The 23,085-nt window shown below is 45.4% G+C and carries 19 protein-coding genes; 9 read left to right on the top strand and 10 right to left on the bottom strand.

The genetic code is table 11. From position 1 onward, the window contains the following. Window positions 1-132: 132 nt before the first annotated feature. Both FE394_RS11185 and FE394_RS11180 read right to left on the bottom strand, forming a co-directional pair. Complete coding sequence (locus FE394_RS11185) at window positions 133-2,331, bottom strand: hypothetical protein (RefSeq protein ID WP_419836331.1); 2,199 nt, start codon at window positions 2,329-2,331, stop codon at window positions 133-135. Window positions 2,332-2,398: 67 nt separating this feature from the next. Next, entirely contained in the window at window positions 2,399-3,025 is a 627-nt protein-coding gene (locus tag FE394_RS11180; RefSeq protein ID WP_319926468.1) for an NfeD family protein, read from the bottom strand. A 707-nt stretch (window positions 3,026-3,732) separates the two neighbouring features. On the opposite strand from FE394_RS11180, the gene ykgO reads away from it, so the two are divergent. The 3 genes from ykgO (at window position 3,733) to asd (ending at window position 6,000) form a co-directional block, all read left to right on the top strand. After that, window positions 3,733-3,873 (top strand): type B 50S ribosomal protein L36, encoded by a 141-nt coding sequence (ykgO, locus tag FE394_RS11175; protein ID WP_086109894.1) that lies wholly within the window; start codon window positions 3,733-3,735, stop codon window positions 3,871-3,873. Between the two features lie 231 nt (window positions 3,874-4,104). After that, a complete protein-coding gene (locus FE394_RS11170; protein WP_319926467.1) occupies window positions 4,105-4,788 on the top strand; it encodes a hypothetical protein in 684 nt (227 codons plus the stop codon). Between the two features lie 93 nt (window positions 4,789-4,881). After that, window positions 4,882-6,000 carry an aspartate-semialdehyde dehydrogenase gene (gene asd, locus FE394_RS11165; RefSeq protein ID WP_319926503.1) on the top strand — a complete coding sequence of 373 codons (1,119 nt, stop codon included), beginning with the start codon at window positions 4,882-4,884 and terminating at the stop codon, window positions 5,998-6,000. Window positions 6,001-6,007: 7 nt separating this feature from the next. Here the strand turns inward: asd and FE394_RS11160 are convergent, their stop codons facing one another. From FE394_RS11160 to dnaA, 5 genes are all read right to left on the bottom strand, one after another. Beyond that, window positions 6,008-6,358: a hypothetical protein gene (locus tag FE394_RS11160; protein ID WP_319926466.1), complete on the bottom strand. Its 351-nt coding sequence runs from the start codon at window positions 6,356-6,358 to the stop codon at window positions 6,008-6,010. Between the two features lie 263 nt (window positions 6,359-6,621). Continuing rightward, the gene (gyrB, locus tag FE394_RS11155) at window positions 6,622-9,036 is read right to left on the bottom strand and encodes a DNA topoisomerase (ATP-hydrolyzing) subunit B (protein ID WP_319926465.1); all 2,415 of its coding nucleotides are present in this window, start codon (window positions 9,034-9,036) and stop codon (window positions 6,622-6,624) included. 18 nt (window positions 9,037-9,054) lie between these two features. Further along, complete coding sequence (gene recF / locus FE394_RS11150; protein ID WP_319926464.1) at window positions 9,055-10,146, bottom strand: DNA replication/repair protein RecF; 1,092 nt, start codon at window positions 10,144-10,146, stop codon at window positions 9,055-9,057. A 33-nt stretch (window positions 10,147-10,179) separates the two neighbouring features. Then, on the bottom strand, window positions 10,180-11,280 hold the full coding sequence (gene dnaN / locus FE394_RS11145) for a DNA polymerase III subunit beta (RefSeq protein ID WP_319926463.1): 1,101 nt from the start codon (window positions 11,278-11,280) through the stop codon (window positions 10,180-10,182). A 4-nt stretch (window positions 11,281-11,284) separates the two neighbouring features. Continuing rightward, window positions 11,285-12,673, bottom strand: a complete 1,389-nt coding sequence (dnaA, locus tag FE394_RS11140; protein ID WP_319926462.1) for a chromosomal replication initiator protein DnaA — start codon at window positions 12,671-12,673, stop codon at window positions 11,285-11,287. A 733-nt stretch (window positions 12,674-13,406) separates the two neighbouring features. Here dnaA and rpmH point away from each other — a divergent pair. The 6 genes from rpmH (at window position 13,407) to FE394_RS11110 (ending at window position 17,425) form a co-directional block, all read left to right on the top strand. Next, complete coding sequence (gene rpmH, locus FE394_RS11135) at window positions 13,407-13,547, top strand: 50S ribosomal protein L34 (RefSeq protein WP_082026854.1); 141 nt, start codon at window positions 13,407-13,409, stop codon at window positions 13,545-13,547. An 18-nt stretch (window positions 13,548-13,565) separates the two neighbouring features. Next, the gene (gene rnpA / locus FE394_RS11130; RefSeq protein ID WP_319926461.1) at window positions 13,566-13,925 is read left to right on the top strand and encodes a ribonuclease P protein component; all 360 of its coding nucleotides are present in this window, start codon (window positions 13,566-13,568) and stop codon (window positions 13,923-13,925) included. Continuing rightward, window positions 13,889-14,146 carry a membrane protein insertion efficiency factor YidD gene (gene yidD / locus FE394_RS11125; protein ID WP_319926460.1) on the top strand — a complete coding sequence of 86 codons (258 nt, stop codon included), beginning with the start codon at window positions 13,889-13,891 and terminating at the stop codon, window positions 14,144-14,146. Before rnpA ends, yidD begins: the two co-directional genes overlap by 37 nt. Window positions 14,147-14,148: 2 nt before the next feature. Further along, a complete protein-coding gene (yidC, locus tag FE394_RS11120; RefSeq protein ID WP_319926459.1) occupies window positions 14,149-15,795 on the top strand; it encodes a membrane protein insertase YidC in 1,647 nt (548 codons plus the stop codon). 92 nt (window positions 15,796-15,887) lie between these two features. Further along, the gene (gene mnmE, locus FE394_RS11115; RefSeq protein WP_319926458.1) at window positions 15,888-17,252 is read left to right on the top strand and encodes a tRNA uridine-5-carboxymethylaminomethyl(34) synthesis GTPase MnmE; all 1,365 of its coding nucleotides are present in this window, start codon (window positions 15,888-15,890) and stop codon (window positions 17,250-17,252) included. After that, window positions 17,249-17,425 (top strand): hypothetical protein, encoded by a 177-nt coding sequence (locus tag FE394_RS11110; RefSeq protein ID WP_319926457.1) that lies wholly within the window; start codon window positions 17,249-17,251, stop codon window positions 17,423-17,425. The genes mnmE and FE394_RS11110 overlap by 4 nt, the downstream gene beginning before the upstream one ends. Before the next feature lie 306 nt (window positions 17,426-17,731). On the opposite strand, the gene FE394_RS11105 is transcribed toward FE394_RS11110, so the two are convergent. The 3 genes from FE394_RS11105 to FE394_RS11095 are packed head-to-tail and all read right to left on the bottom strand — an operon-like array spanning window position 17,732 to window position 23,065. Next, entirely contained in the window at window positions 17,732-18,538 is an 807-nt protein-coding gene (locus tag FE394_RS11105) for an energy transducer TonB (RefSeq protein WP_319926456.1), read from the bottom strand. 21 nt (window positions 18,539-18,559) lie between these two features. Next, complete coding sequence (locus tag FE394_RS11100) at window positions 18,560-21,529, bottom strand: TonB-dependent receptor domain-containing protein (protein ID WP_319926455.1); 2,970 nt, start codon at window positions 21,527-21,529, stop codon at window positions 18,560-18,562. 60 nt (window positions 21,530-21,589) lie between these two features. Then, entirely contained in the window at window positions 21,590-23,065 is a 1,476-nt protein-coding gene (locus FE394_RS11095) for a surface lipoprotein assembly modifier (protein WP_319926454.1), read from the bottom strand. Between the last annotated feature and the right edge of the window lie 20 nt (window positions 23,066-23,085).

The raw sequence follows: 23,085 nt of genomic DNA, 5'->3' as shown, positions 1-23,085 counted from the left end.
ATAATCATTCCGTATGATTCAGAACATCTGATTGAGTACATCTGATTGAGTACATCCCGTATGATTTAGTGCAGGGAAAAATCCGCCACAGATGACCCTGTAAATAGTTCTGTGACGGATGAACGTTGTTTATTACTCTTTAGTGCTATCTTTGTTCTGATTCTTTTTATTTGAACCGAACATATTGACCAGAGACTGCACTTCTGGGTTTTGCAGGAGTGAATCGAGATTCAGTTTCGGCTCACCGACTTCTTTCTCTCCTTTTTCACCTTTACCTGCCAGCAATTTCTGTACGGCCTCTTTTACCAGCGGGCTTTTGTCTACTACGCCATTAATGGCTTTGCCCACGCTGAGCGCTTTGGAGAAAGTATTGAAGAAGCTGCCGTCCCCACCGACGATATCAATGTTGGTTTTGCTGAGTGCCGCAGCCAGTACTTCTGCCTGCTCTTTGGCAATATCTTTGTTGGCGGCAATGGAAGCCATCGCTTGTTCGAAGTTCTTCTCAAGCTGCATACGGAATTCTTCGTGATCACGAGCGGTATCGTTGAGATTGCCCATCGCGGTGAATTTGTCGGTCAGGCCATCCGCCTCTGCTTTCAGCCGCTGGCGGATAACTTCCGCTTGCGCTGAACCAAGCTGGCCTTCACCACGAGCTTGTGCCACCAGTTTTTCTTCCAGTACTTTGGCATCCACCAGACCCAGTTTTTCTTTGGCATAGGCTTGTTGTTCATCACCACGAGCCTGTGCAGACAATTTCTCTTCCAATACTTTCGCTTCGGCAAGACCTTGTTTCTCGGCTGCATTGGCCTGTGCTTCCAGAACACGCGCTTCCGCCAGACCTTTTTCTTGTGTCCCTCGGGCTTCCGCCAGCATTTTTTCCGCAATCACATTCGCCTGTACCAGACCTTCTTTCTCTTCTGCTTCTGCTTTGGCTTGGCGAATACGGGCTTCTGCCAGACCTAATGCCGCTTCTTCTGCTTCAGTACCTTCGGCCATGCGTTTTTTCGCTTCGGACTGTTTGGCGGCCGCTTCCAGTTCAGCCTGCGCCATCGTACTGATTTCCATCGCTTTGAACTTGGCGCTGTTTTCATCTGCCTCAGCTTGTTTTACCTGACGCACCAGCTCCTGCTCTGCTTTGGCCTGAGCCTGAATAATGGTGATCTGTTTCTGACGATCAGCATCAGAAATCATGCGTACTTCTTTGATCCGTTCTTCTTCCTGTGCGACGGTTTTCTCTACGGCGACACGTTCACGGATCACGTTAGAAATATTTTTACGCTCTTCTTCCAGTGCTTTTTCTTTATCGATGCGCTGGAGTTCGACCTCACGCTCACGGGAAACAATTTCCAGTTCCTGTGCCCGAATAACCTTTTCCATTTCAATGGCCACAGCACGGGAACGGTTCTGTTGTGCCACTTCCACTTCACGCAGGCGGTTTTCTTCGCGAATTTCAATTTCTTGTTGAGTATGGATGCGAGCCTGTTCTGCTTTCAGACGTTCTTCTTCCTGAACACGCATCGTTTCAGCCGATTCACGGGCACGGATACTTTCAATTTCACGCTTCTGACGGGCTTCTGCATCTGCTTGCTGGCGTTCCAATGACAGACTGGCTTCGCGGGTTTCCACGTTTTTCTTCTGGATAGCCAGTTCTTGATCACGCTCTTTTTGGTTGGTTTCAATATTGTGGATAGCAGTGATTTCGGTGATTTTGCGGATACCTTCCGCATCGAAAATATTGTTCGGATCAAGGGAGTTTTTCGATGTCTGCTCCAGATAGTCGATAGCGACGTCTTCCAGTGCATAACCGTTCAGATCTTTACCAATGACATCAACAATGCGATCACGGAAATTCTGGCGATCTTCGAACAATTTTGACAGTTCAAATTGTTTACCTACGGTTTTCAGCGCTTCTGAAAATTTGGCGCTGAACAGGGCATGAACGGCGTTATGATCGGAGGCTCGTTCTACACCGATGGATTTTGCCACCTTTAATACATCTTCCGTGGTTTCATTAACACGCAGATAGAATGCAACAGTAATGTCTGCACGCAGGTTGTCTTTACAGATCAGGCCATCTTTACCACGGCGATCAACTTCCAGCGTCAACAGAGAAATGCGCATAAACTCTTTTTTGTAAATCACCGGATAGACCAGTGCACCGGTAAAATGCACTTTTGGCTGTGATGACATATCGTTGACGATCAGTGCTGTTCCTTGTGGGACTTTGATATAAAATGCTTTGAAAAGCCCGAAGAAACCCAGAATGACGATGATTATCGTCGCAACAATCATCAAGAAAGGCATGAAATCTGCCATGGAAATATCTGACATGTATTTCTCCATTTTATTTTGGGGCGAATTTGTTTGGGGCTAACTAATCCCTTACAACTTAAATTCTTTACAACTTAAATTCGTTTTCACTGACTACGGTGTAACTATGGGTTGCTGCGTCATAGCTGATTATCACGACACGATCGCCGCGAGTGATGCCATCACTTTCTGGTGCCCGTACCTGTAAGATCAGACTGGCTCCGTGATTTTCCATCAGGGCTTCTCCGCGCTGCTCAGTCACCATCGGAGAACGAACTTCGGCGGCTTTGCCAATCAGGTTATCAACACTGTTGGAGCGATTGAGTTTAGACAGTATGGGTATCAATGGGCGCAATAACATTGCTGTCAGCAATAACGCAATGAATGTCACTGCAAAGAAAGTGACAGTTCCAAGCAAATAGCGAAGCACATCGGTTTCAATGAAACGGAGCATTAAATGCATGCTGAAATAGCTGAGTGGCCAGCTAATAAGCGTAAATAACGTAATAATGATGGTGACCGGAATACCGATTAAACCGAGTTTTGTTAACCAACCCGCTAGGGAGGAAGCATCTAAACTATCTGCATCTATATTTAATATATCAATATCGAATAAGCCAAAAGCCGCGCATATCCAATAAAACAAAACAATCAATAACAGCCCGCTGAAAATAACAACCGGAAAAGCCAAGCAGTTTTGTAAAAAAAGATCCATCAGAATGCTGTCTCAATGTAGTGATATTTATTAAATAATACTTAATTAAACCATTTTTTAAAATAAATTAAACAAGGAAAAAAGGGCTTTTTTGAATCATATCGCAAGAATGATGTAACCCTGATTTCTTGTTGTTATTCATATAAATTGGATGATAAACAGACTTGTTTTTCACATTTATGCCGGAATAAAATGGTGAATGCTAAAATGAGCGGTAAATATAAATTAATTTTCTTATAAAGGGAGAATTAAAAGTAGAAAAATCTAATATAAAATTTCAGTAAAAATAGGAGGGGATTTATCAAATACTGAATAATTGATTTATTTTGTTAATTATAATTTAATTAATATTAACCATTGATATTAACTTTATTTAGCTTGGAAAATGATGAGGACAGAAGTTGATCGGGCGATTTTTTGCTGTGCTGAGCAATAAGTAGTCAAGGTAAGCGGTATCAAAATTATCAAAAGATAGTTGTCAGCAGAAGAAAGTTGAGTTATTGTGATGTTATATTATAACATTTATGTTGGGGTTTGAAGAAACAGGGTATTCATCCTAATGATCTAACTGTCCAACAGAATCGCCCCCTTTTTATACTGTTAAACAAATAAGTGTGTCGAAAGAAGGCAGCACGGCACGTTTTCAAAAAATATTTGGTCGGTTTTTGGGCAATGTATTGGGTAATATATAATAAAGAGGATTGTTCATGCAGGTATTGAGTTCACTGAAAACCGCAAAACAACGTCATTCTGATTGCAAGGTTGTTCGACGTCGTGGTCGGTTGTATGTCATCTGTAAATCTAATCCGCGTTTTAAGGCCGTTCAGGGCAAGAAAAAGAAACGCTGATCGGAAACCTACAGTTCTGCTGTAGGTTTTTTCCCTCATCTATATCTATTTCATTGATATTTATCTAATAAACTTGTAATCCAATCCTTCATTGATTCGTTTTTTTCGCTTGTTTGTTTTTGATATTTCATTCTAATAATAAATAAGTGATTAATCGTGTAAATAGTTCATTAAGCTGCCATTACATTCATACATCAGTATGAAAATAATGACATTTGAGGGAGGGTTATTATGAGAAATATTAAAGTTTTTCATGGGATTTATACATTCGAAGACACTTATCGTGGTCATCTCCGTTTATCGGTGTGTGCTCATGGAGATTATGATGAAAAAAACGCCATTGGATATTTGTTGGTTCCGGGTGAATATCAAAACATAAAAAAAATGACACCAAATGAATTATATAACCAGTTGTTAAAAGAAATAGACATAAATAAATTTCGATATATTCGGATGATTATCTGTCATTCTGCAGAGAGCAAGAAAGATAGATCTGATACTCCTTACAACGTTGAGGAATCTTTTGCATCAGAATTTTCTAAATTGTGCCCAAATAGTATTGTTATTGGTTATCTTGGAGCTATTAAGGTACGTCATAATCATTTTGATGAACATACGTTGAGTTACAGATATCATGAAGATACTCGACGTAATGAGGAAGTGTTTAGAACAAACAGTATTTATCAGCTTCATTTTGGAAAACTTTCTACGAGGCGGGAAGCCAGAGCTATCTTTATGACAGCAAAAGAAGTTTATTCAACAGTCGAAACAACGGAACCTATTACTCCTCTACCTTTTTTGAGAGCTAAAGAGCCGGGAAGAGCGATAGATAATTCTAATTTTGATATGGTAGGACATACCTCAATATGGTTTAAAAATGGCAAACGCATCCATGCAGAAATGCTGGTGCTATAGTTCATAAATCTACTTGCACCTTTTGCTATATTTTGTCAGTTTTAATGCTGTCAGTGGTGTCTGACGAACATCTTTCAAAGCAGGGTAAACATGATGAAAAACGTAGGTTTTATCGGCTGGCGTGGTATGGTCGGCTCAGTATTGATGCAGCGGATGATGGAAGAGCGGGATTTTGACGAAATAAATCCGGTTTTCTTTACAACTTCCCAACACGGGCTATCTGCACCGCAGTTTGCAATAAATAGCGCCGGAAAATCCGGTATTTTACAGAATGCTTTTGATATCGATGCATTGAATACGCTGGATATTATCATTAGCTGTCAGGGGGGGGATTATACTAATGAAGTTTATCCTAAACTGAGAGATACGGGTTGGCAGGGGTATTGGATTGATGCCGCTTCTTCTCTGCGTATGAGTGATGATGCTGTTATTATCCTCGATCCGGTTAACCATCAACATATTCAAAACAGCCTGAATAAAGGCATTAAAACGTTTGTGGGTGGTAACTGTACAGTGAGTTTAATGCTTATGTCATTGGGTGGGTTGTTTACCAATGATTTAGTCGAGTGGGCATCGGTATCAAGCTATCAGGCGGCTTCCGGTGGCGGCGCTCGCCATATGCGTGAACTGCTGGTGCAAATGGGGATGCTGCATAATCAGGTAGCAGAGGAGTTACAAGATCCTGCCTCCGCGATTCTGGATATTGAAAAACGTGTAACAGATTTTACCCGCAGCGGTACATTGCCGGTGGAGCAATTTGGCGTTCCTTTGGCGGGAAGTCTTATTCCGTGGATTGATAAGCAGCTGGAAAATGGGCAGAGTCGTGAAGAGTGGAAAGGTCAGGCGGAAACTAACAAGATCCTGAGTACGGGCAATAATATCATTCCGATTGATGGCCTGTGTGTCCGTATCGGAGCATTGCGCTGCCATAGTCAGGCATTTACCCTGAAATTGAAAAAAGATATTCCGATCCATGAAATTGAAACGCTGTTGTCTTCCCATAATGATTGGGTACGCGTCATTCCGAATGATCGTGAGTTGACGATGCGAGAGTTAACGCCCGCTGCGGTTACCGGCACATTGAATACCCCGGTCGGGCGTCTGCGTAAGCTGAATATGGGGCCGGAATATCTATCTGCATTTACTGTTGGTGATCAGCTTCTGTGGGGAGCGGCAGAGCCTTTGCGCCGTATGTTGCGTATTTTGCTGTAGTAAGAATTTAATCATTATTGGGTTCGTGAAAATAGACCGCCAATTGAATCGATAAATTGGCGGTTAGAATTTTGTCATTCTGCATTGAATAATTTGTATCATCATTAATTTTGGCGGATTCCTGTAAACAGATAACCGCCATAATTAGGCGATAGAGACCAAGTTTATTTATTGTTTCTTGTTTATTGGTTTCTCTGACCACAGGGATATATCCATTAATTAATCTGGGGTTATTAATGTTTATATTTATATTCAATAGATTATCAGGTGGAAGAGTATTGAAGGATTTTGATCTTGAAATACTATCTGTTGATGTTTTATTAATATACCCATCAAAAGAATTTGTTCTTTTTAGCATGATAAACCTCTTCAGATTATAAAAGAATTGGTTTTTATAAATTTAAAGTAATCTGAGTTATGATTACTTATTTTTATATATTGGCGGAAGTTATTTATCGTAGGAATGGTTTTTCTATAGAATAAATAGAATATCTTTTTTGTCCAGCAGAACTTGTGAAGGACAACAGCAGGGGCTGTTTGGTAGGGAGAAACTCATCAGGCTCTGATGAGCACATCCCAGATAACATGGTGCTATCTGGGATGTGGAGATAAGCAAAAATATTAGATATCGATATTTGCTGCTTTCAGGGCATTTTCTTCAATAAATGCACGACGAGGTTCAACCGCATCACCCATCAGGGTGGTGAACAGCAGGTCAGTTGCAATTGCATCTTTCACGGTTACACGCATCATACGACGCGTTTCTGGGTTCATGGTTGTTTCCCACAACTGCTCTGGGTTCATTTCCCCCAGACCTTTATAACGTTGGATGGAAAGACCACGGCGTGACTCTTTGGTCAGCCACTCCAGAGCCTGCTCAAAGCCGCTTATTGCCTGACGGCGCTCGCCACGTTCAATATATGCGCCTTCTTCAATCAGGTTCCCGATCGATTCACCCAGTCTGGTGATGCGGCGGTATTCGCCACCGTGAATGAAATCGAAATCCAGATTGTAGTTGGTATCAACACCATGTGTACGAATGCACAGAACTGGCTCGAAAACTTGGCGTTCACGATTTTCATGGATGTGATAGCTGTAAGTGCTGCCATGCTGTTCTTTGTCATTCAGGCGAATAGCCAGCGCGCTTACCCATTCTTCCACTTTCGCCTGATCGTTCAATACATCTTCGGTCAGTTTCGGATGATAAATCAGGTTGCTCAGCAGAGCCAGCGGATACATGCGTTCCATGCGACGGATGATTTTCTGGGTGGAGTTGAATTCTGTTACCAGATTTTCCAGCGCTTCACCTTTCAATGCCGGTGCGTGTGGGTTGGTATACAGAGATGCGCCATCCAATGCGATGGACATCTGGTATGCTTCCATTGCATCGTCATCTTTGATGTACTGTTCTTGTTTGCCTTTCTTCACCTTATACAGCGGTGGCTGAGCGATATAAACATAACCACGCTCGATGATTTCCGGCATCTGGCGGTAGAAGAATGTCAATAGCAGGGTACGGATGTGGGAACCATCAACATCGGCATCGGTCATGATGATAATGCTGTGATAACGCAATTTGTCCGGGTTGTACTCATCACGGCCAATACCACAGCCCAGCGCAGTGATCAACGTCGCTACTTCTTGTGAAGACAGCATTTTGTCAAAACGCGCTTTCTCGACGTTCAGGATCTTACCTTTCAGTGGCAGGATCGCCTGATTTTTACGGTTACGCCCTTGTTTTGCCGAACCACCCGCTGAATCACCCTCCACCAAGTAGAGTTCAGACAGAGCAGGATCACGCTCCTGACAGTCAGCCAGTTTACCCGGTAAACCAGCCAGATCCAGTGCACCTTTGCGGCGGGTCATTTCACGGGCTTTACGTGCTGCTTCACGGGCGCGAGCTGCATCAATGATTTTGCCGACAACGGTTTTGGCGTCGTTCGGGTGTTCCAGCAGGTATTCCACCAGCTTCTCATTCATCAGCGTTTCAACTGCGGTCTTCACTTCGGAAGAAACCAATTTGTCTTTAGTCTGGGAAGAGAATTTAGGATCAGGCACTTTAACGGAAATAACCGCAATCAAGCCTTCACGGGCATCATCACCTGTGGCACTGACTTTAGATTTTTTGTTGTAACCCTCTTTTTCCATATAGCTATTGAGGGTACGGGTCATCGCGGTACGGAAACCAACTAAGTGAGTTCCACCATCGCGTTGCGGAATATTGTTGGTAAAGCAGTAAATGTTTTCCTGAAAACCATCATTCCATTGCATGGAAACTTCAACACCAATGCCGTCTTTTTCTGTGGAGAAATAGAAAACATTTGGGTGAAGTGGGTTTTTATTGCGGCTCAGGAATTCAACAAACGCTTTGATACCGCCTTCATAGTGGAAGTGATCTTCGGCATTAGTGCGTTTATCAACTAATCGAATGGAAACACCGGAATTCAGGAATGACAATTCACGCAGACGCTTAGCCAGAATATCGTATTCGAATTCAGTGTTAATCTTGAACGTATCCATGCTTGGCCAGAAACGGACAGTGGTTCCTGTCTGCTCGGTATCACCGACAATGTTCAGCGGAGACTGTGGAACCCCATGATGATAAGTCTGTTCGTGGACTTTACCGTCACGACGGATAGTCAGTTCCAGTTTTTCCGATAAGGCGTTAACAACAGAAACCCCTACGCCATGCAAACCGCCGGAAACTTTATAGGAGTTGTCATCGAATTTACCCCCTGCATGCAGCACGGTCATGATAACTTCCGCCGCTGAAACACCTTCTTCTTCGTGTATGCCGGTAGGAATACCGCGGCCATCATCCTGTACAGAAACTGAATTATCTGCATGGATGGTGACAACTATCTTGTCACAATGACCCGCGAGGGCTTCGTCGATAGCGTTGTCAACAACCTCGAAGACCATGTGGTGTAGACCAGTACCATCATCGGTATCACCGATATACATGCCTGGACGCTTACGGACGGCATCCAGCCCTTTTAATACCTTGATACTTGAGGAGTCATATGTATTCGACATCAACGTTTCTCGCTCATTTTAATCCTGTGGTTGAATCTCTATTTTGCCATGTTCTACGCGAAACATCCTGCTATTTACATCAATCATGTCTGTAACTTGCCCGGGAGTGATTGCACTGACAAACACTTGGGCTTGCGTAGATTTCAGACGCTCGGCTAATAGCTGACGACGACCGGCATCCAATTCTGAGGCAAAATCATCAAGCAGATACAGGCATTGTTGCCCGCTCTGTCGGGTGAAATATTCACCCTGTGCTAACCGCAACGCACACATCAGTAACTTCAACTGACCACGGGAAAGCATGTCTTCTACTGGTGTGCCGTCCGCCCTGATCCGAAGATCGGCTTTATGGGGGCCGGAAGCGGTGTAGGTTAGCGATCTGTCACGCTCAAACTGCCGCGCGAGTAGTTCAGCGTATTCACTCTCTTTGTCCCAGCCTTGTTGGAAGCTGATACTGAGAGTGAATTCAGGTAAAAATTGTCGGCAGGTTTTCTCGATATCTTCAGAAATTCCTGCAATGTATTCAGCCCGCCATTGGCTTATTTCAGTCGCCAGTGGAGCAAGTTCGCGATCCCAATGCTGGATCTGGCTGTAGCGCGTGACTTGTCGCAATGCTGCATTTCGCTGTTTGAGCAGCCTTTTCAGGTTGGCCCAGGCAGTGAAAAAAAGTGGCTCATTGTGAAAACAGCCCCAATCAATAAAGGCCCGACGATATTTCGGACCGCCGTTTAGCAAGGTAAAACCTTCTGGCGTAATGAGTTGTATAGGCAGCATTTTTGCCAACTCAGCAATTTTATGTCCGTCACTGCCATCGATCCTGACTTTGCTGTCGCCTTGGCGATTTTTGCTCAGCCCAACTGACAAGGAACGTTCATGGAGTTGCTGATCAAGCCGTCCATGAAGAATGAATTCATCGCAATCATGGCGGATCACTCTTCCTGTTTGAATACTGCGAAAAGCACGACCATGGCCCAATGTATAAATGGCTTCCAGTATACTTGTTTTACCGCTACCGTTTGGCCCAACCAGAAAATTAAAACCGGTTGCCAGCGGCAAGTCAGCATCCGCGATATTACGAAAATCGCGGATCAGCAAACGCGAGAGAATCATATGTATGAGTTAATGTTATTATAGGCACATTTGTTACAGACGCATCGGCATCACGACGTAAGTCGCGGCCTGACTGGCTGAATTCTCAATTTTCACGCTGGATGTGGCATCTGTCAGCAGGAGACTGACCTGCTCGCATTTCAATGCATTCAGAACATCCAATACGTAGCTGACATTGAAGCCAATTTCCATTTCAGTGCCTTGGTAACTGACATCGACGATCTCTTCCGCTTCTTCCTGCTCTGGGTTGTTAGCTGTAATTCTGAGCTGGTTTTCGCTTAAATAGATGCGAACACCACGGAATTTCTCGTTAGATAAAATGGCGGCCCGTGAGAATGCCTGTTTGAGCGTGTCACAGTTTGCTTCCAGCGTTTTATCGGGATTTTTCGGCAGTACGCGGCGGTAATCAGGGAAACGGCCATCAACCAATTTTGATGTGAAGATAAAATCACCGACGTGGGCCCGAATGTTATTGCTGCCAATCTGCAATTGCAGCGGATTATCACCGCCATCCAGCAGGCGCATCAATTCAATGACCCCTTTACGAGGCACGATCACCGAATGAGATGGCAGATTCTGCCCGATGTTCATGGAGCCGACCGCCAGACGGTGGCCGTCCGTCGCAACGGTACGCAGTTCTTCCCCTTCCGTTTCAAACAACATGCCATTCAAATAGTAACGGACATCCTGATGCGCCATGGAAAATTGAGTGGACTCAATCAGACGTTTCAGTGTGGCTTGTGGCAATGAAAATTCGACTTCACTCTGCCAGTCATCAAGATTGGGAAAATCTGAAGCGGGCAGGGTCGAGAGTGAAAAACGGCTGCGACCAGAACGGACGAGAATACGATCGCCGTCCAGTTCTACGCTGATTTCTGCTCCGTCAGGCAGTCCGCGCCAGATATCAAAGAATTTACGCGCGGGGATCGTGGTTGCACCCTGTTCATGTGGCTGGGTCAGTGTAACCCGGGCCTTCATTTCCATTTCTAAATCGGTGCCCGTCAGCAGCAGGGAGCCTTCTGTTACCTGCAATAATAAGTTGCCTAAAATGGGCAGGGTCGGGCGGCCTCCCAAGGGGCTGCTAACCTGTTGCAAAGGTTTTAATAATTGCTCACGTTCAATGATGAATTTCATAGCGCTAGGAAGATAGTGTCCTGATTAAGTTAGAAAAATCTTCTTTGATGTCATGACTCTCCTCACGCAGCTGTTCAATTTTACGACATGCGTGAAGTACAGTTGTATGATCACGTCCACCAAAGGCATCCCCGATTTCAGGTAAGCTGTGATTTGTCAGCTCTTTTGCCAGCGCCATTGCCATCTGTCTCGGACGAGCCACGGAGCGTGAACGGCGCTTAGAAAGCAAATCAGCAACCTTGATTTTGTAATATTCAGCTACAGTTTTCTGAATATTATCAATGGTTACCAGCTTTTCTTGTAGAGCCAATAAATCACGTAGTGCTTCTCGTACAAAATCAATGGTAATCGCACGGCCGGTAAAGTTGGCGTTGGCGATGACCCGATTCAAAGCGCCTTCGAGCTCACGAACGTTGGATCTCAGGCGTTTGGCAATAAAGAAAGCCACTTCTCCCGGTAACTGAATTTGGTTCTCGTCAGCTTTCTTCATCAGAATGGCTACGCGAGTTTCCAGCTCCGGCGGTTCGATGGCAACGGTCAATCCCCAGCCAAAACGGGATTTTAACCGATCTTCGACACCATTGATCTCTTTCGGATAGCGGTCTGATGTCAGAATAATCTGTTGATTACCTTCCAGCAGGGCATTGAACGTGTGAAAGAATTCTTCTTGAGATCGCTCTTTATTTGCAAAAAACTGAATATCATCGATCAGCAGAGCATCCACTGAGCGATAATAACGTTTAAACTCTTCTATAGCATTGTTTTGCAAAGCTTTAACCATGTCCTGAACAAAACGTTCAGAATGCATGTATACCACTTTTGCATTGGCTTTACGTGCCATGATGCTATTGCCGACCGCATGCAAAAGGTGAGTTTTACCCAATCCGGTCCCGCCATACAGGAACAGGGGATTGTATGCGCCCCCCGGATTATCGGCAACTTGTCTGGCGGCAGCTCTGGCGAGTTGGTTGGATTTACCTTCAACAAAGTTATCGAATGTGTGTTTGGGATTAACATTGGAACGATAGGATAACTCTGGCTGGGCTTTTGCGTTGTCCCAGCTTGGGCGTACAGATGAACTGGACGGCACAATAGTTACCGGCATATCGGCAATGATTTTCTGAGATGGAGACTGGTTTGCTGAAACAGGTTTATTTCCTACTTCAAAACGCAGCAACGGTACTTCAGGACCACAGAAATCATTTAATAACAAATTGATATTATTAATATACTTCTCTCTTACCCAATCCAACACAAAACGGTTGGGGGCATAGAGAGCCAAAGTGTTATCACTCAGTTCTGCCTGAAGGGGTCGTATCCACATACTGAATTCTGTGGCAGGTAACTCATCCTGCAATCGGGCAAGACATTGCTGCCAAAGCGAAAGTGACACGGCGAACTCCCCTAAAACGAGACCAATAAAAGAAACCGGAATAATAGATACGTTATACTGGGCACAAGGCATCAGTCCCCGATGGTGAGGAAGATAGCATGCACCTTGTGGCGATTTGTAATGTCATCGCTCCCCAACGATCCGCATAATCCGCAATATCGAGAGATCGGGATCGTGACCGACGATCATAACGCAAAAGACGACATAGATCCTCATTCTTTTACACAGCTTTGACGCTTTTTATCCACAGGGAGAACACCACGCTTTGGCACTTGCAGCATATAAAGGCCCGTAAGAGATACTGTAGTGTAATCATAATATATAGCAAACTTCATTTAGCTATCGTTTAAAATTCAAGGGGAAAACAACACGATGATCACTCATTCAAATGCAACGATCTGTGTATGATCCTTGCGCTTTATTACACAGTCCGTATAATCTTGCACCCTGCGTGTGATGCCAACGATTTTTTCCGGTTATGTCTGGTGAGGATTTTGGGTAAGCACTTCGGGTAGCAAAAAGTCTGGTTATGTCTGATTAACTAAAAAATCCGACAGAAAAAGTAGCCGGGCTCGCGTCATCTTGGATTGACTAAGGGTAGTACATTTTATTACAATCCGGCCTCTTTCTATATATTGATGTTGCGATTGAGGCATCGGTGTCTACTTATTCTCACTGGTCGCCAACGCATTTGCTGAATCAGTAACAAATTTTAAGCTAGGTAGAAATCGCTATGAAACGCACTTTTCAACCATCCGTACTGAAGCGTAACCGTTCTCACGGCTTCCGTGCTCGTATGGCCAATAAAAATGGTCGTCAGGTTCTGGCTCGCCGTCGTGCGAAAGGCCGTACTCGTCTGACCGTTTCTAAGTAATAAAGCTAACCATACCTCGTGGTTAAGCTCGCTTTTCCGAGGGAGTTACGTTTGTTAACTCCCGAGCATTTCACATATGTTTTCCAGCAGCCACAACGGGCAAGTACCGCAGAGATAACAGTTCTCGGGCGCTTGAATGAGCTGGGGCATCCCCGCATCGGTCTAACCGTCGCCAAAAAAAATGTTAAACGCGCCCATGAGCGTAATCGTATCAAGCGACTGGCTCGTGAAAGTTTTCGTTTAAATCAGCATAAATTGCCGTCAATGGATTTTGTGATTTTGGTGAGGAAAGGTGTCTCTGAACTCGATAACCGTGAGTTGACGGAAGCTTTTGGCAAATTATGGCGTCGCCACAGTCGCTTGGTTCGCGCCTCCTGATTGCGTTAATTAGGGGCTACCAGTTAGTGATTAGTCCACTGCTGGGGCCTCGCTGTCGTTTCAATCCTACCTGTTCTCACTATGGCATTGAGGCATTGCGCAGGTTTGGAATGATAAAAGGCAGTTGGTTAACAGTGAAACGCGTATTAAAATGCCACCCTTTACACAAAGGTGGTGATGATCCCGTCCCACCTAAAAACGACGATAACAGAGAACATTAACGATGGATTCGCAACGCAATCTTCTTCTCATCGCTCTGCTGTTTGTTTCGTTCTTGGTCTGGCAAGCGTGGGAGAGTGATAAGAACCCACAACCAGCGGCCCAGATCACTCAGCAAACAAATAATACTACGCTGAGCAGCGAAGCAGGCAGTGAGCAAGGTAAACTGATCACCGTGAAAACGGATGTGCTTTCGTTGCACATCAATGCCCGTGGCGGTGATATCGAGGAGGCTGATTTGTTGGCCTATCCAGATAGCCTCGGTTCCCAAACTCCGTTCAAACTGCTGGAAACAACCCCGGAGTTTACTTATCAGGCTCAAAGTGGATTAACTGGCACCAATGGTCCAGATAACCAAGCTGAACGCCCACTTTATCACACCACTCAGAATAGCTTTGCTTTGGCTGATGGTCAGGATGAATTGCGTATCCCGATGACGTACACTGCGCCGGATGGCGTTGTTTATGTCAAAACCTTCGTTTTGAAACGCGGTAATTATGCAGTCACTGTTGATTACAGCATCAATAACGTCACAGACAAGCCATTGCAGATGGCGTTTTTCGGTCAGTTAAAGCAGAGCATTGACCTGCCGAAACACCGCGATACCGGCAGCAACAACTTTGCCCTGCATACTTATCGTGGTAGTGCTTATTCTTCTGATGACGCAAAATACGAAAAATACAAATTTGATGAGATTGAAAGTAAAGCGCTTTCCGTAACCACAAAAGGCGGCTGGGTAGCGATGCTCCAGCAATATTTCGCCACTGCTTGGGTTCCGGGTGAAGGCAAAACCAGCAATTTCTACACCATTGACCTGAAAAACCAAAAAATGGCGATCATCGGGTACAAGGGTGAAAACATCAATATCGCACCAAACAGCCAGCAGAATATCTCTTCTACCCTGTGGGTTGGCCCTGAAATTCAGGACAAAATGGCTGCGATCGCACCACATTTGGATCTGACTGTAGATTACGGCTGGTTATGGTTTATTTCCCAACCACTGTTCAAATTGCTGAAATTCCTGCACGAGTTCATCGGTAACTGGGGCTTCTCCATCATTGCGATCACCTTTATCGTGCGCGGTATCATGTATCCGCTGACTAAAGCGCAATATACTTCGATGGCGAAAATGCGTCTGTTGCAGCCAAAAATCACGGCGATGCGTGAGCGTTTTGGTGAGGACCGCCAGCGCATGAGTCAGGAAATGATGGCGCTGTACAAAACAGAGAAAGTGAACCCGCTGGGCGGCTGTTTGCCTCTGGTTATTCAGATGCCAATCTTCCTTGCGCTTTATTACATGCTGATGGGTTCTGTTGAACTGCGTCATGCTCCATTCATTGGCTGGATTAATGACTTGTCTGCACAAGATCCTTACTACATCCTGCCATTGCTGATGGGTGTGACTATGTTTGTTATCCAGAAACTGTCACCGACTACTGTAACCGATCCAATGCAGCAGAAGATTATGACCTACATGCCGGTCATGTTCACCGTCTTCTTCCTGTGGTTCCCATCTGGTCTGGTACTGTACTATATCGTGAGTAACTTGGTTACCATCATCCAGCAGCAGGTTATTTTCCGCAGTCTGGAAAAACGCGGCTTGCATACCCGCGAAAAACGCGAAAAGAAAGTCGATCTTAATAAAAAGTAAGTCTTTCAAAAAAATAAATAGAAGGCGGTCATTGGCCGCCTTTGTTATTTCCGATCATAAGTAAATAAGTAAAAAGAAAAAGAGAGAATTTTATGAATACCACCGATACGATAGTCGCTCAGGCCACCCCTCCGGGACGAGGCGGTGTAGGCATTCTGCGTATTTCTGGCCGCAAGGCAGCGGAAGTCGCTGAGGTGGTATTGGGAAAACTTCCGAAACCCCGTTATGCCGATTACCTGCCCTTCCGTGATATGGATGGCTCTGTACTTGATCAAGGCATCGCACTTTACTTCCCCGGCCCTAACTCTTTTACGGGGGAAGATGTGCTGGAGCTTCAAGGTCACGGCGGGCCTGTTATTCTCGATTTGTTGCTAAAGCGTATCCTGACGATTTCCGGTGTGCGTATTGCCAATCCGGGCGAGTTTTCGGAACGTGCCTTCCTGAATGATAAACTCGATTTGGCTCAGGCAGAGGCAATTGCAGATCTGATTGACGCCAGCTCTGAACAAGCGGCGCGTTCCGCGATGAACTCGCTGCAAGGCACATTCTCCAATCAAGTTCATCAAATGGTAGAAGCACTCACTAACCTGCGTATCTACGTAGAAGCAGCGATTGATTTTCCTGACGAAGAAATTGATTTTCTTTCCGATGGCAAAATAGAAGCCAAGTTGGATGAAGTGATTGCTGAACTGGATCACGTCTGTTCACAAGCACGTCAGGGCAGCTTGTTGCGCGAAGGTATGAAAGTGGTGATTGCAGGGCGTCCGAATGCGGGTAAATCCAGCCTGCTCAATGCCCTGGCGGGTCGCGAGGCGGCGATAGTGACTGATATTGCAGGCACAACACGCGATGTTCTGCGTGAACACATTCATATTGATGGAATGCCGCTGCATATCATTGATACGGCGGGATTGCGTGAAGCCAGTGATGAGGTGGAACGTATTGGTATCGAACGGGCATGGCAGGAAATTGAACAAGCGGATCGGGTATTGTTTATGGTAGACAGTACGACGACCGACGCGACTGAACCTGCGCAAATCTGGCCTGAATTTATGGCTAAATTACCTGAATCCCTGCCCATTACCGTGATCCGCAATAAGACAGATATGACCGGGGAAGAAACGGGCGTCTCAGAAGTCGGTGGTTACTCACTAATCCGTCTTTCCGCCCGTGAAGGGAAAGGCATTGATTTGCTGCGCGATCACCTGAAAGAAACGATGGGTTTCAACAGCAATACCGAAGGTGGATTCCTTGCCCGCCGTCGTCACTTACAGGCGCTGAATACAGCGGCAGACCATTTACAGGAAGGTCACCAGCAGCTGGTGTTTGCCCGTTCAGGGGAATTGCTGGCGGAAGAACTGCGTCTGGCACAGCAGGCATTGAGCGAAATCACGGGTGAATTTACTTCTGATGATTTACTCGGCCGGATTTTCTCGAGTTTTTGTATTGGGAAGTGACTTCCCGCCAAATTCCGACTAGCCCATCGCCTTCATTTTTCAAGTTGCAGCTTAGTAGCGTAAACGAGATGGTTGCCATTGAGAATGGTGAGTTTCAACCTAAACCAGAGCATGTCCACCGCCATGCTATCCCTAACGTTAAATCTCTTCGTGAACATTTTGGCATGAAATAAACTGAGTTTGCGGAAATGGTAGGGGTGAGTGTTGGATTAGTACAGAGTTGGGAATATAACTGTCGTATACCATCAGGAATAGCGCTGAAGATGTTACGCTTGATAGAAAAAGCTCCGAATATTGTAGATACGTTAAAGACTATTTAGTCAATCTCCTTTGGAAGCGGGCTATTAAACGTATTAACAGCATTGCAAGCTAATAGATTCTGTCAGTGACTACATTACTGCATCCCTGACAGATAGCTAAATCATGGGATAATCATAAAACAATAATAGCTCAGACTTTATTTGATATTTACCTCTGCTTTAGTTCGCTTTATGCAACGTAAAATTGAGCGCCAGTGTAACTTCTGGTGCCATTCCCGCAGGTTTGGTTCCAACGGCACTGGCGCTATTGATGGCATCAAGTGCGGCATTATCCAATGTGCTGCTGCCGGAGGAGTTAACTACTCTGGCGGCGGCTAATGTACCGTCGTTCAGCAGGGTAAAGTTAACGGTGACGGTACCCTGTTGTTTCATCCTCTTTGCTTTGCGGGGATAGACCTTATGGCGTTCAATTTCCTGCCGTAATCTCGCATTATAATTATTCATTTCACTACTGCCCTGACCCACCAGAGGCTGGGAAGTTTTCACCTGACTCATGCTACCTTGCGAATTAACCTGATCGCTGCCGTTGGTTTCCTGTTCTGTAGGGTTGTCTTTCTGTACCTGCGGTGATGGGGTGGTTTTTTCTTTCTGCTGCTTTTTGCGTTTTTTAGGCTTGTTGGGTTCCAGCGGCTTTTCCAGTTTATTTTCAGGATGAATCGCTTTATCCAGCACAATTTCAGGTTTTGTCGGGGATTCAGGCGCAGTTAAAAGCGCGGGGGGCGGGGAGACAGATTCTGGTTCATTTTCCCATGATGAAGCGGCAACCATTGTAATGGAAAGCCCCGAGGCATCCGTGCTGTTATTAATATACTGGGCTGTGTCCGCATCATGTGAAGTATGTCGGTTAAACAGCCATATCAGACTGATATGCAATAAAATGGCAATCAGAATACTCACCAGCAAGCCCTTTGGAAGAGTAAGCGGAGAATGGGCGACTGGGTTACCCAATATGGCTGTGTTAGTCATAATAATTCCTCTAAATATCACCTAAAATTGGCTGGTAAGGCTGAGCTTAAAGGTTCTTCCCGGCGCTGGCATCATCGAACGCGTCAGCGGGTCGAGATAGTAACGATTGGTTAAGTTGGTACCAATCAGCTCCACCGATATATCAGGGGTGATTTGGTAGCTGATATAGGCATCAACTGTAAACACCGGATTCCAGCGCATCGGGTTGTTGGACTGGCCCTTATAAACATCCGGCAGGGCATTCATCAGCCATTTTTCATCTTTATTTTCTGCCTTGCTGTGGTAGAGCATACGGCTGCCCAGTTCCAGTTTTTCGTCAAGCAGGCGACCGCCGATGGTCAGGTTGGCAGAGTATTGGGGCTGGATCGAGGTACGCAGATAACCGCCCGGAAAACCGCCATCAATACATTCAGGGATACCATAGCGATTCTGGGAGTCCATTCTTAAGGTGGAGTTCTTGTCACACACCTTGTTTTTCATATTGTAGGTTAGCCCCATATCGGTAAAGAAGCTGCCGTTGTCATAACGCGCCTGTAATTCCAGACCCGCCAGTTTCTGTTTATCTATTTGGGAGAATTGGTAAGTGTTGTCCCTGTCGAACACATTTTCAATCACAGTATTGTAGTAAGAAAATTTGATATCAGCATGACGTTCAGCATCAACTAATTGGCTGAAATCATAAACTAAGCCGACTTCAGTGGTTTTGGCGCGTTCGGGTTTGAATTGCTGGCCTACGCGATTACCCAGAGAACCGGAAAAGCCGACAGTGTCGGTAAAAAGGCTGGGCATTCTCACTGCTTCGACATAACGGGTATAAAGCCGGAGATCATCGATCACATAAGCCGTAGCAGAGAATGCGGGCGCCCAGGCATGATCTTTACGTTTAGCGGCAGGTTCCCAAGGGTTGTTAACTTCAGGGCCTAATATGCCATTTGTATCAACGGCCATTCCATATTCATATTTATAGCCTTCCTTACCACTTATTGGATCGATAACTTTTTCATTCATATCCAATTGACCATTGAAATAAGGGTTATCGCTTTTATTGAGCTGACCGGTTCCAGTATCGTAACGCCAGGCGAATTCTTCACGAACCATATTGCGTTTTTGCCCGTCACGTGAAGAGATACTTTCGGTCTTTATTTTAAAGTATTCATTATATATCTTCCGTTTCTCTTCCCTTTCTTCTTTGCTCATTTTCGAGAGTGGTTTTCCTTTTTCAAACATTTTTTGGATTACATAGGCTTCTCTTTCGGTCGGTGTTCGACGATAACTCATTTGATGCCCGATAGTTTCCCGCTGCTTTTCATAACGCCAATCTTTTGCCGCCCGTCGTTCATTAAGTACATCATCCTGAGACCAGTAGGAAACACGTTTGGCACCAGCTTTTAGTTCCAGCCATGAAGTGGGTCGCCAGTCAAAATTAAAAGCGAGATTGATCTCCTGACGCTGCCCTCTCCGCGAGGGTGACTGGAAGAAGTACATATTGGTGGAGCTGTAATCATCATTGGAATCAAGACGCTCCCGTTGGAAATTGCCTATTAAAGTCAGATCCAGACTGGGATGCAGGGTAAATTTATTGGAGATATCGATACCCCAACGATTGTTCTGGCTATGAGTCACAGCAGAATTGATTAATGTGCCATCAATGTTGTTGTTCCTGGGGTCTTCCCCGCTTTCCCAGTCCCAGTCTCTATCGGTAGGAGTACGGGGATATCCCCCCGCCGTGTTGGTATTGCTGGTGGTGCGGGTTGTCCACAGGTTCATGTCGAAATCAGCATAAGGATTATCGGTAGGTTGCCACTTATAGTGCAGGTTGGCGGCTTGCTGGTGGACATTAGCCAGTGGCCATTGGGGAACCTTATTATCGGCAGGATCAACCCAACCCAAGCGTGAGGGCATAATATCGCCAAAATCCATATGGGTATCGCGAAAGCCCAACAACAGTGTCTGATCATCGGTAAAACGCCAAGTGTTTTTGATTAGCACAGAACGCATTTCACTGGAAGTATTGGGAACTTCATTACCGGGGCGATAGATACGGGCGGCAAACGGCAGATACGGGTCCAGTGTTGTCCTTGCCCCCTTCATTAACTCCCTGTCGGCTTCTGTAATGGACTCATCATAACGATGGGCACCCCCTTTACCGGCAAAATAGTTACCCTGACGACGATAAGCATAGGCCAGCATCAAATCAAAATATTCCTGCCGTGTACCTACTGCGAAGCGGAATGCGTTATCTTTGAAACCAAACAGTTTATTGTCTTTTGATGAGTGGGGGGTGATCTGTAAAGCAGGATCAGTCTCGATACCATTTCGGGCAAAATTCGGGATATCGCGGTAGTCCTGTCCCAATGACAGGGAAGGCGTGCGTTCTTTCACTGAGTTACTGCTGGTTTCCAGTTTGGTATTGATACCGAAGGTTTCCCCTTTCGGTACGACATCATCAATACCCAGAGTTTTGATGGCGACGGCACCGCCGACAGAGCCTTTGATATTACGGTTGAGAGAGGGACCTTTTTCGATTTCAATGCTACTGATTAAGTTCGGATCAATGTAGTTGCGGTTATTGGCACCATTGTAACCACGACCTACGGTGATGGCCTGTTCCGTACCGTCAATGGTGACGGGAATACGCCCTTGTCCCTGAATGCCCCGGATATTGATATCCAAAGCACCACTATTACGCGCGTCACCGCTGTATACGCCAACGGCTCCCTTAATTAAATCGGCGGGAGATGTGCCCTTGTAGCGTTCTATTTCCTTTTTGCCGATATAAATATTGGAGATATCTCTGTCATAGACGGCATCATATCCGGCCTTATCTTTATCACTGGTATCGGTGACACTAATTTTACCTAAATCGGTCTTATTGCTCGGGGATGTGGCGGTCGATTTAGATTCGGCAAACAAGGGCGATGCTGCCAGTGAAAATGCCAGTGACAGTGCGATTGTGATGGGGGTTAGTTGGGTTTTGACTCGGTATACCATTGTTATCCCTGCCTCGATTCTTGGTTATCATCACGCAAATAAAAAATCATAACTATTTGATTAAAAATACTTCTCCAGCCTAATCAGCACTTCATTTTTGTTATAGCTGTATAACCAATCCACATTGCTGTGATTACGTCGGTGGCGGAAAGTAAGGGAAGGCGTCATGCCCAGTATTTCAGCAGCGGGCACTTTGATAACCGCTGTGTAAATCTGTTCAGTATCCTGACGTGTGGCGTTCAGCATCGGGGTGTAAGCACCAAAGCGCCGCTCTTTCAACGTGGCAAACAGTGAGCCAGTGATGCCGGAATAGAGTTCCCCGGCGATCCCTGCCCGAATTCCCCATTGCTGATAGCTGTCTTCGGGATAATGGTCGTTGTTTCGGTACAGCCAGTCACCGCCCCCAAACAGGACAACGTTTTTGTTAATGGCATGGGATAACGTGAGGTAGGTTGAAGAAAGTTCGCCATCTTTTCTGCGGTAACGTTGCTCCTGATGCCGCAGTTGTTTATGTTCAAGCTCAATATTCAAGGCAGTCTTATTAGTGAATGCCCATCTCCACTCTGTTTTAGCCCCGATGGCGCGGTAACTGGTGTCATCCGCCCGTTGTTTATATTCAAACAGGGTCCCAAGGGAGAAATCGTGATTTCTGTTTTTAAAGTTATATCCACCGACCAGCAGGAATGTATTCTCGTTTCCATCGTGGTAATTGCGGTAGTTTTCACCATACATCAGACTTCGGCCAAAAATACCGTGATGGCCGGAAAGCTGGTAACGTCGGCTTAACGTTGCATCGTAAGACATTCCCCATGCTTTGATCGCTTTGGGAACTTGCTTCTTATTTATGCATCTGCCCAGATAGTAACTTAAGCAGATGGGGCCATGATTAGAGGACATATTGACGTTATCGTTATAGGCATAACCTGCCGAAAAAGAACCGCGCCAGCCTGTTCTCAGGTCTATCGCTGCCAGATAGCTGTTAATATTCTTCAGGACAGCGGCTGGTAACTGTTGTTTTTCATTTAACCCGGTAAATAGTTGCTCAGCTTCCCGATTTTTGTGATCTTCAAAATAGATACGGGCCAGTTCCAATTCGATACGGGGAAAGTCAGGTTGTTGATTCAGGACTTGTTGATAATGATAGGCGGCGAGATCTAAATCTTCCTCAAGGCGAGCCAGTCCGCCTAGGGCAAAATTCACCAGCATGACATCATGATCCGACAGTTTTTGGTAAGCCGCGAGAAAGCGCCTGACATCCGGCCATTGTCGATGGTTAATGGCGAGGAATAAAGCCTGACCTAGATCATTAATATTGTTCCCAACCTGAAAAGTCTGTCCGTTAATCACAATAAATGACGAGTTACTTCCAACAAAAATGGGATCTGGCGTAATTAGGTTGGTTTCATTTTCCTGTTGGTTATGTTGAGCATCCTGCCAGATTTCACGGGAAGTATCTTCATCGGCATAAACGGTCAGGGAAAGGCACAGAGCTATCAATGCCGCTGCTAATTTTGGCGTTGTTCTGTTGTCAGACATTGGAAAACCAACTTACAAAG

It is taken from the genome of Xenorhabdus littoralis, assembly GCF_033949345.1.
GTDB lineage: Bacteria > Pseudomonadota > Gammaproteobacteria > Enterobacterales > Enterobacteriaceae > Xenorhabdus > Xenorhabdus littoralis.
Note: the sequence above shows the minus strand (reverse complement) of the source record. Positions and strands in the feature narration are given on the sequence as shown.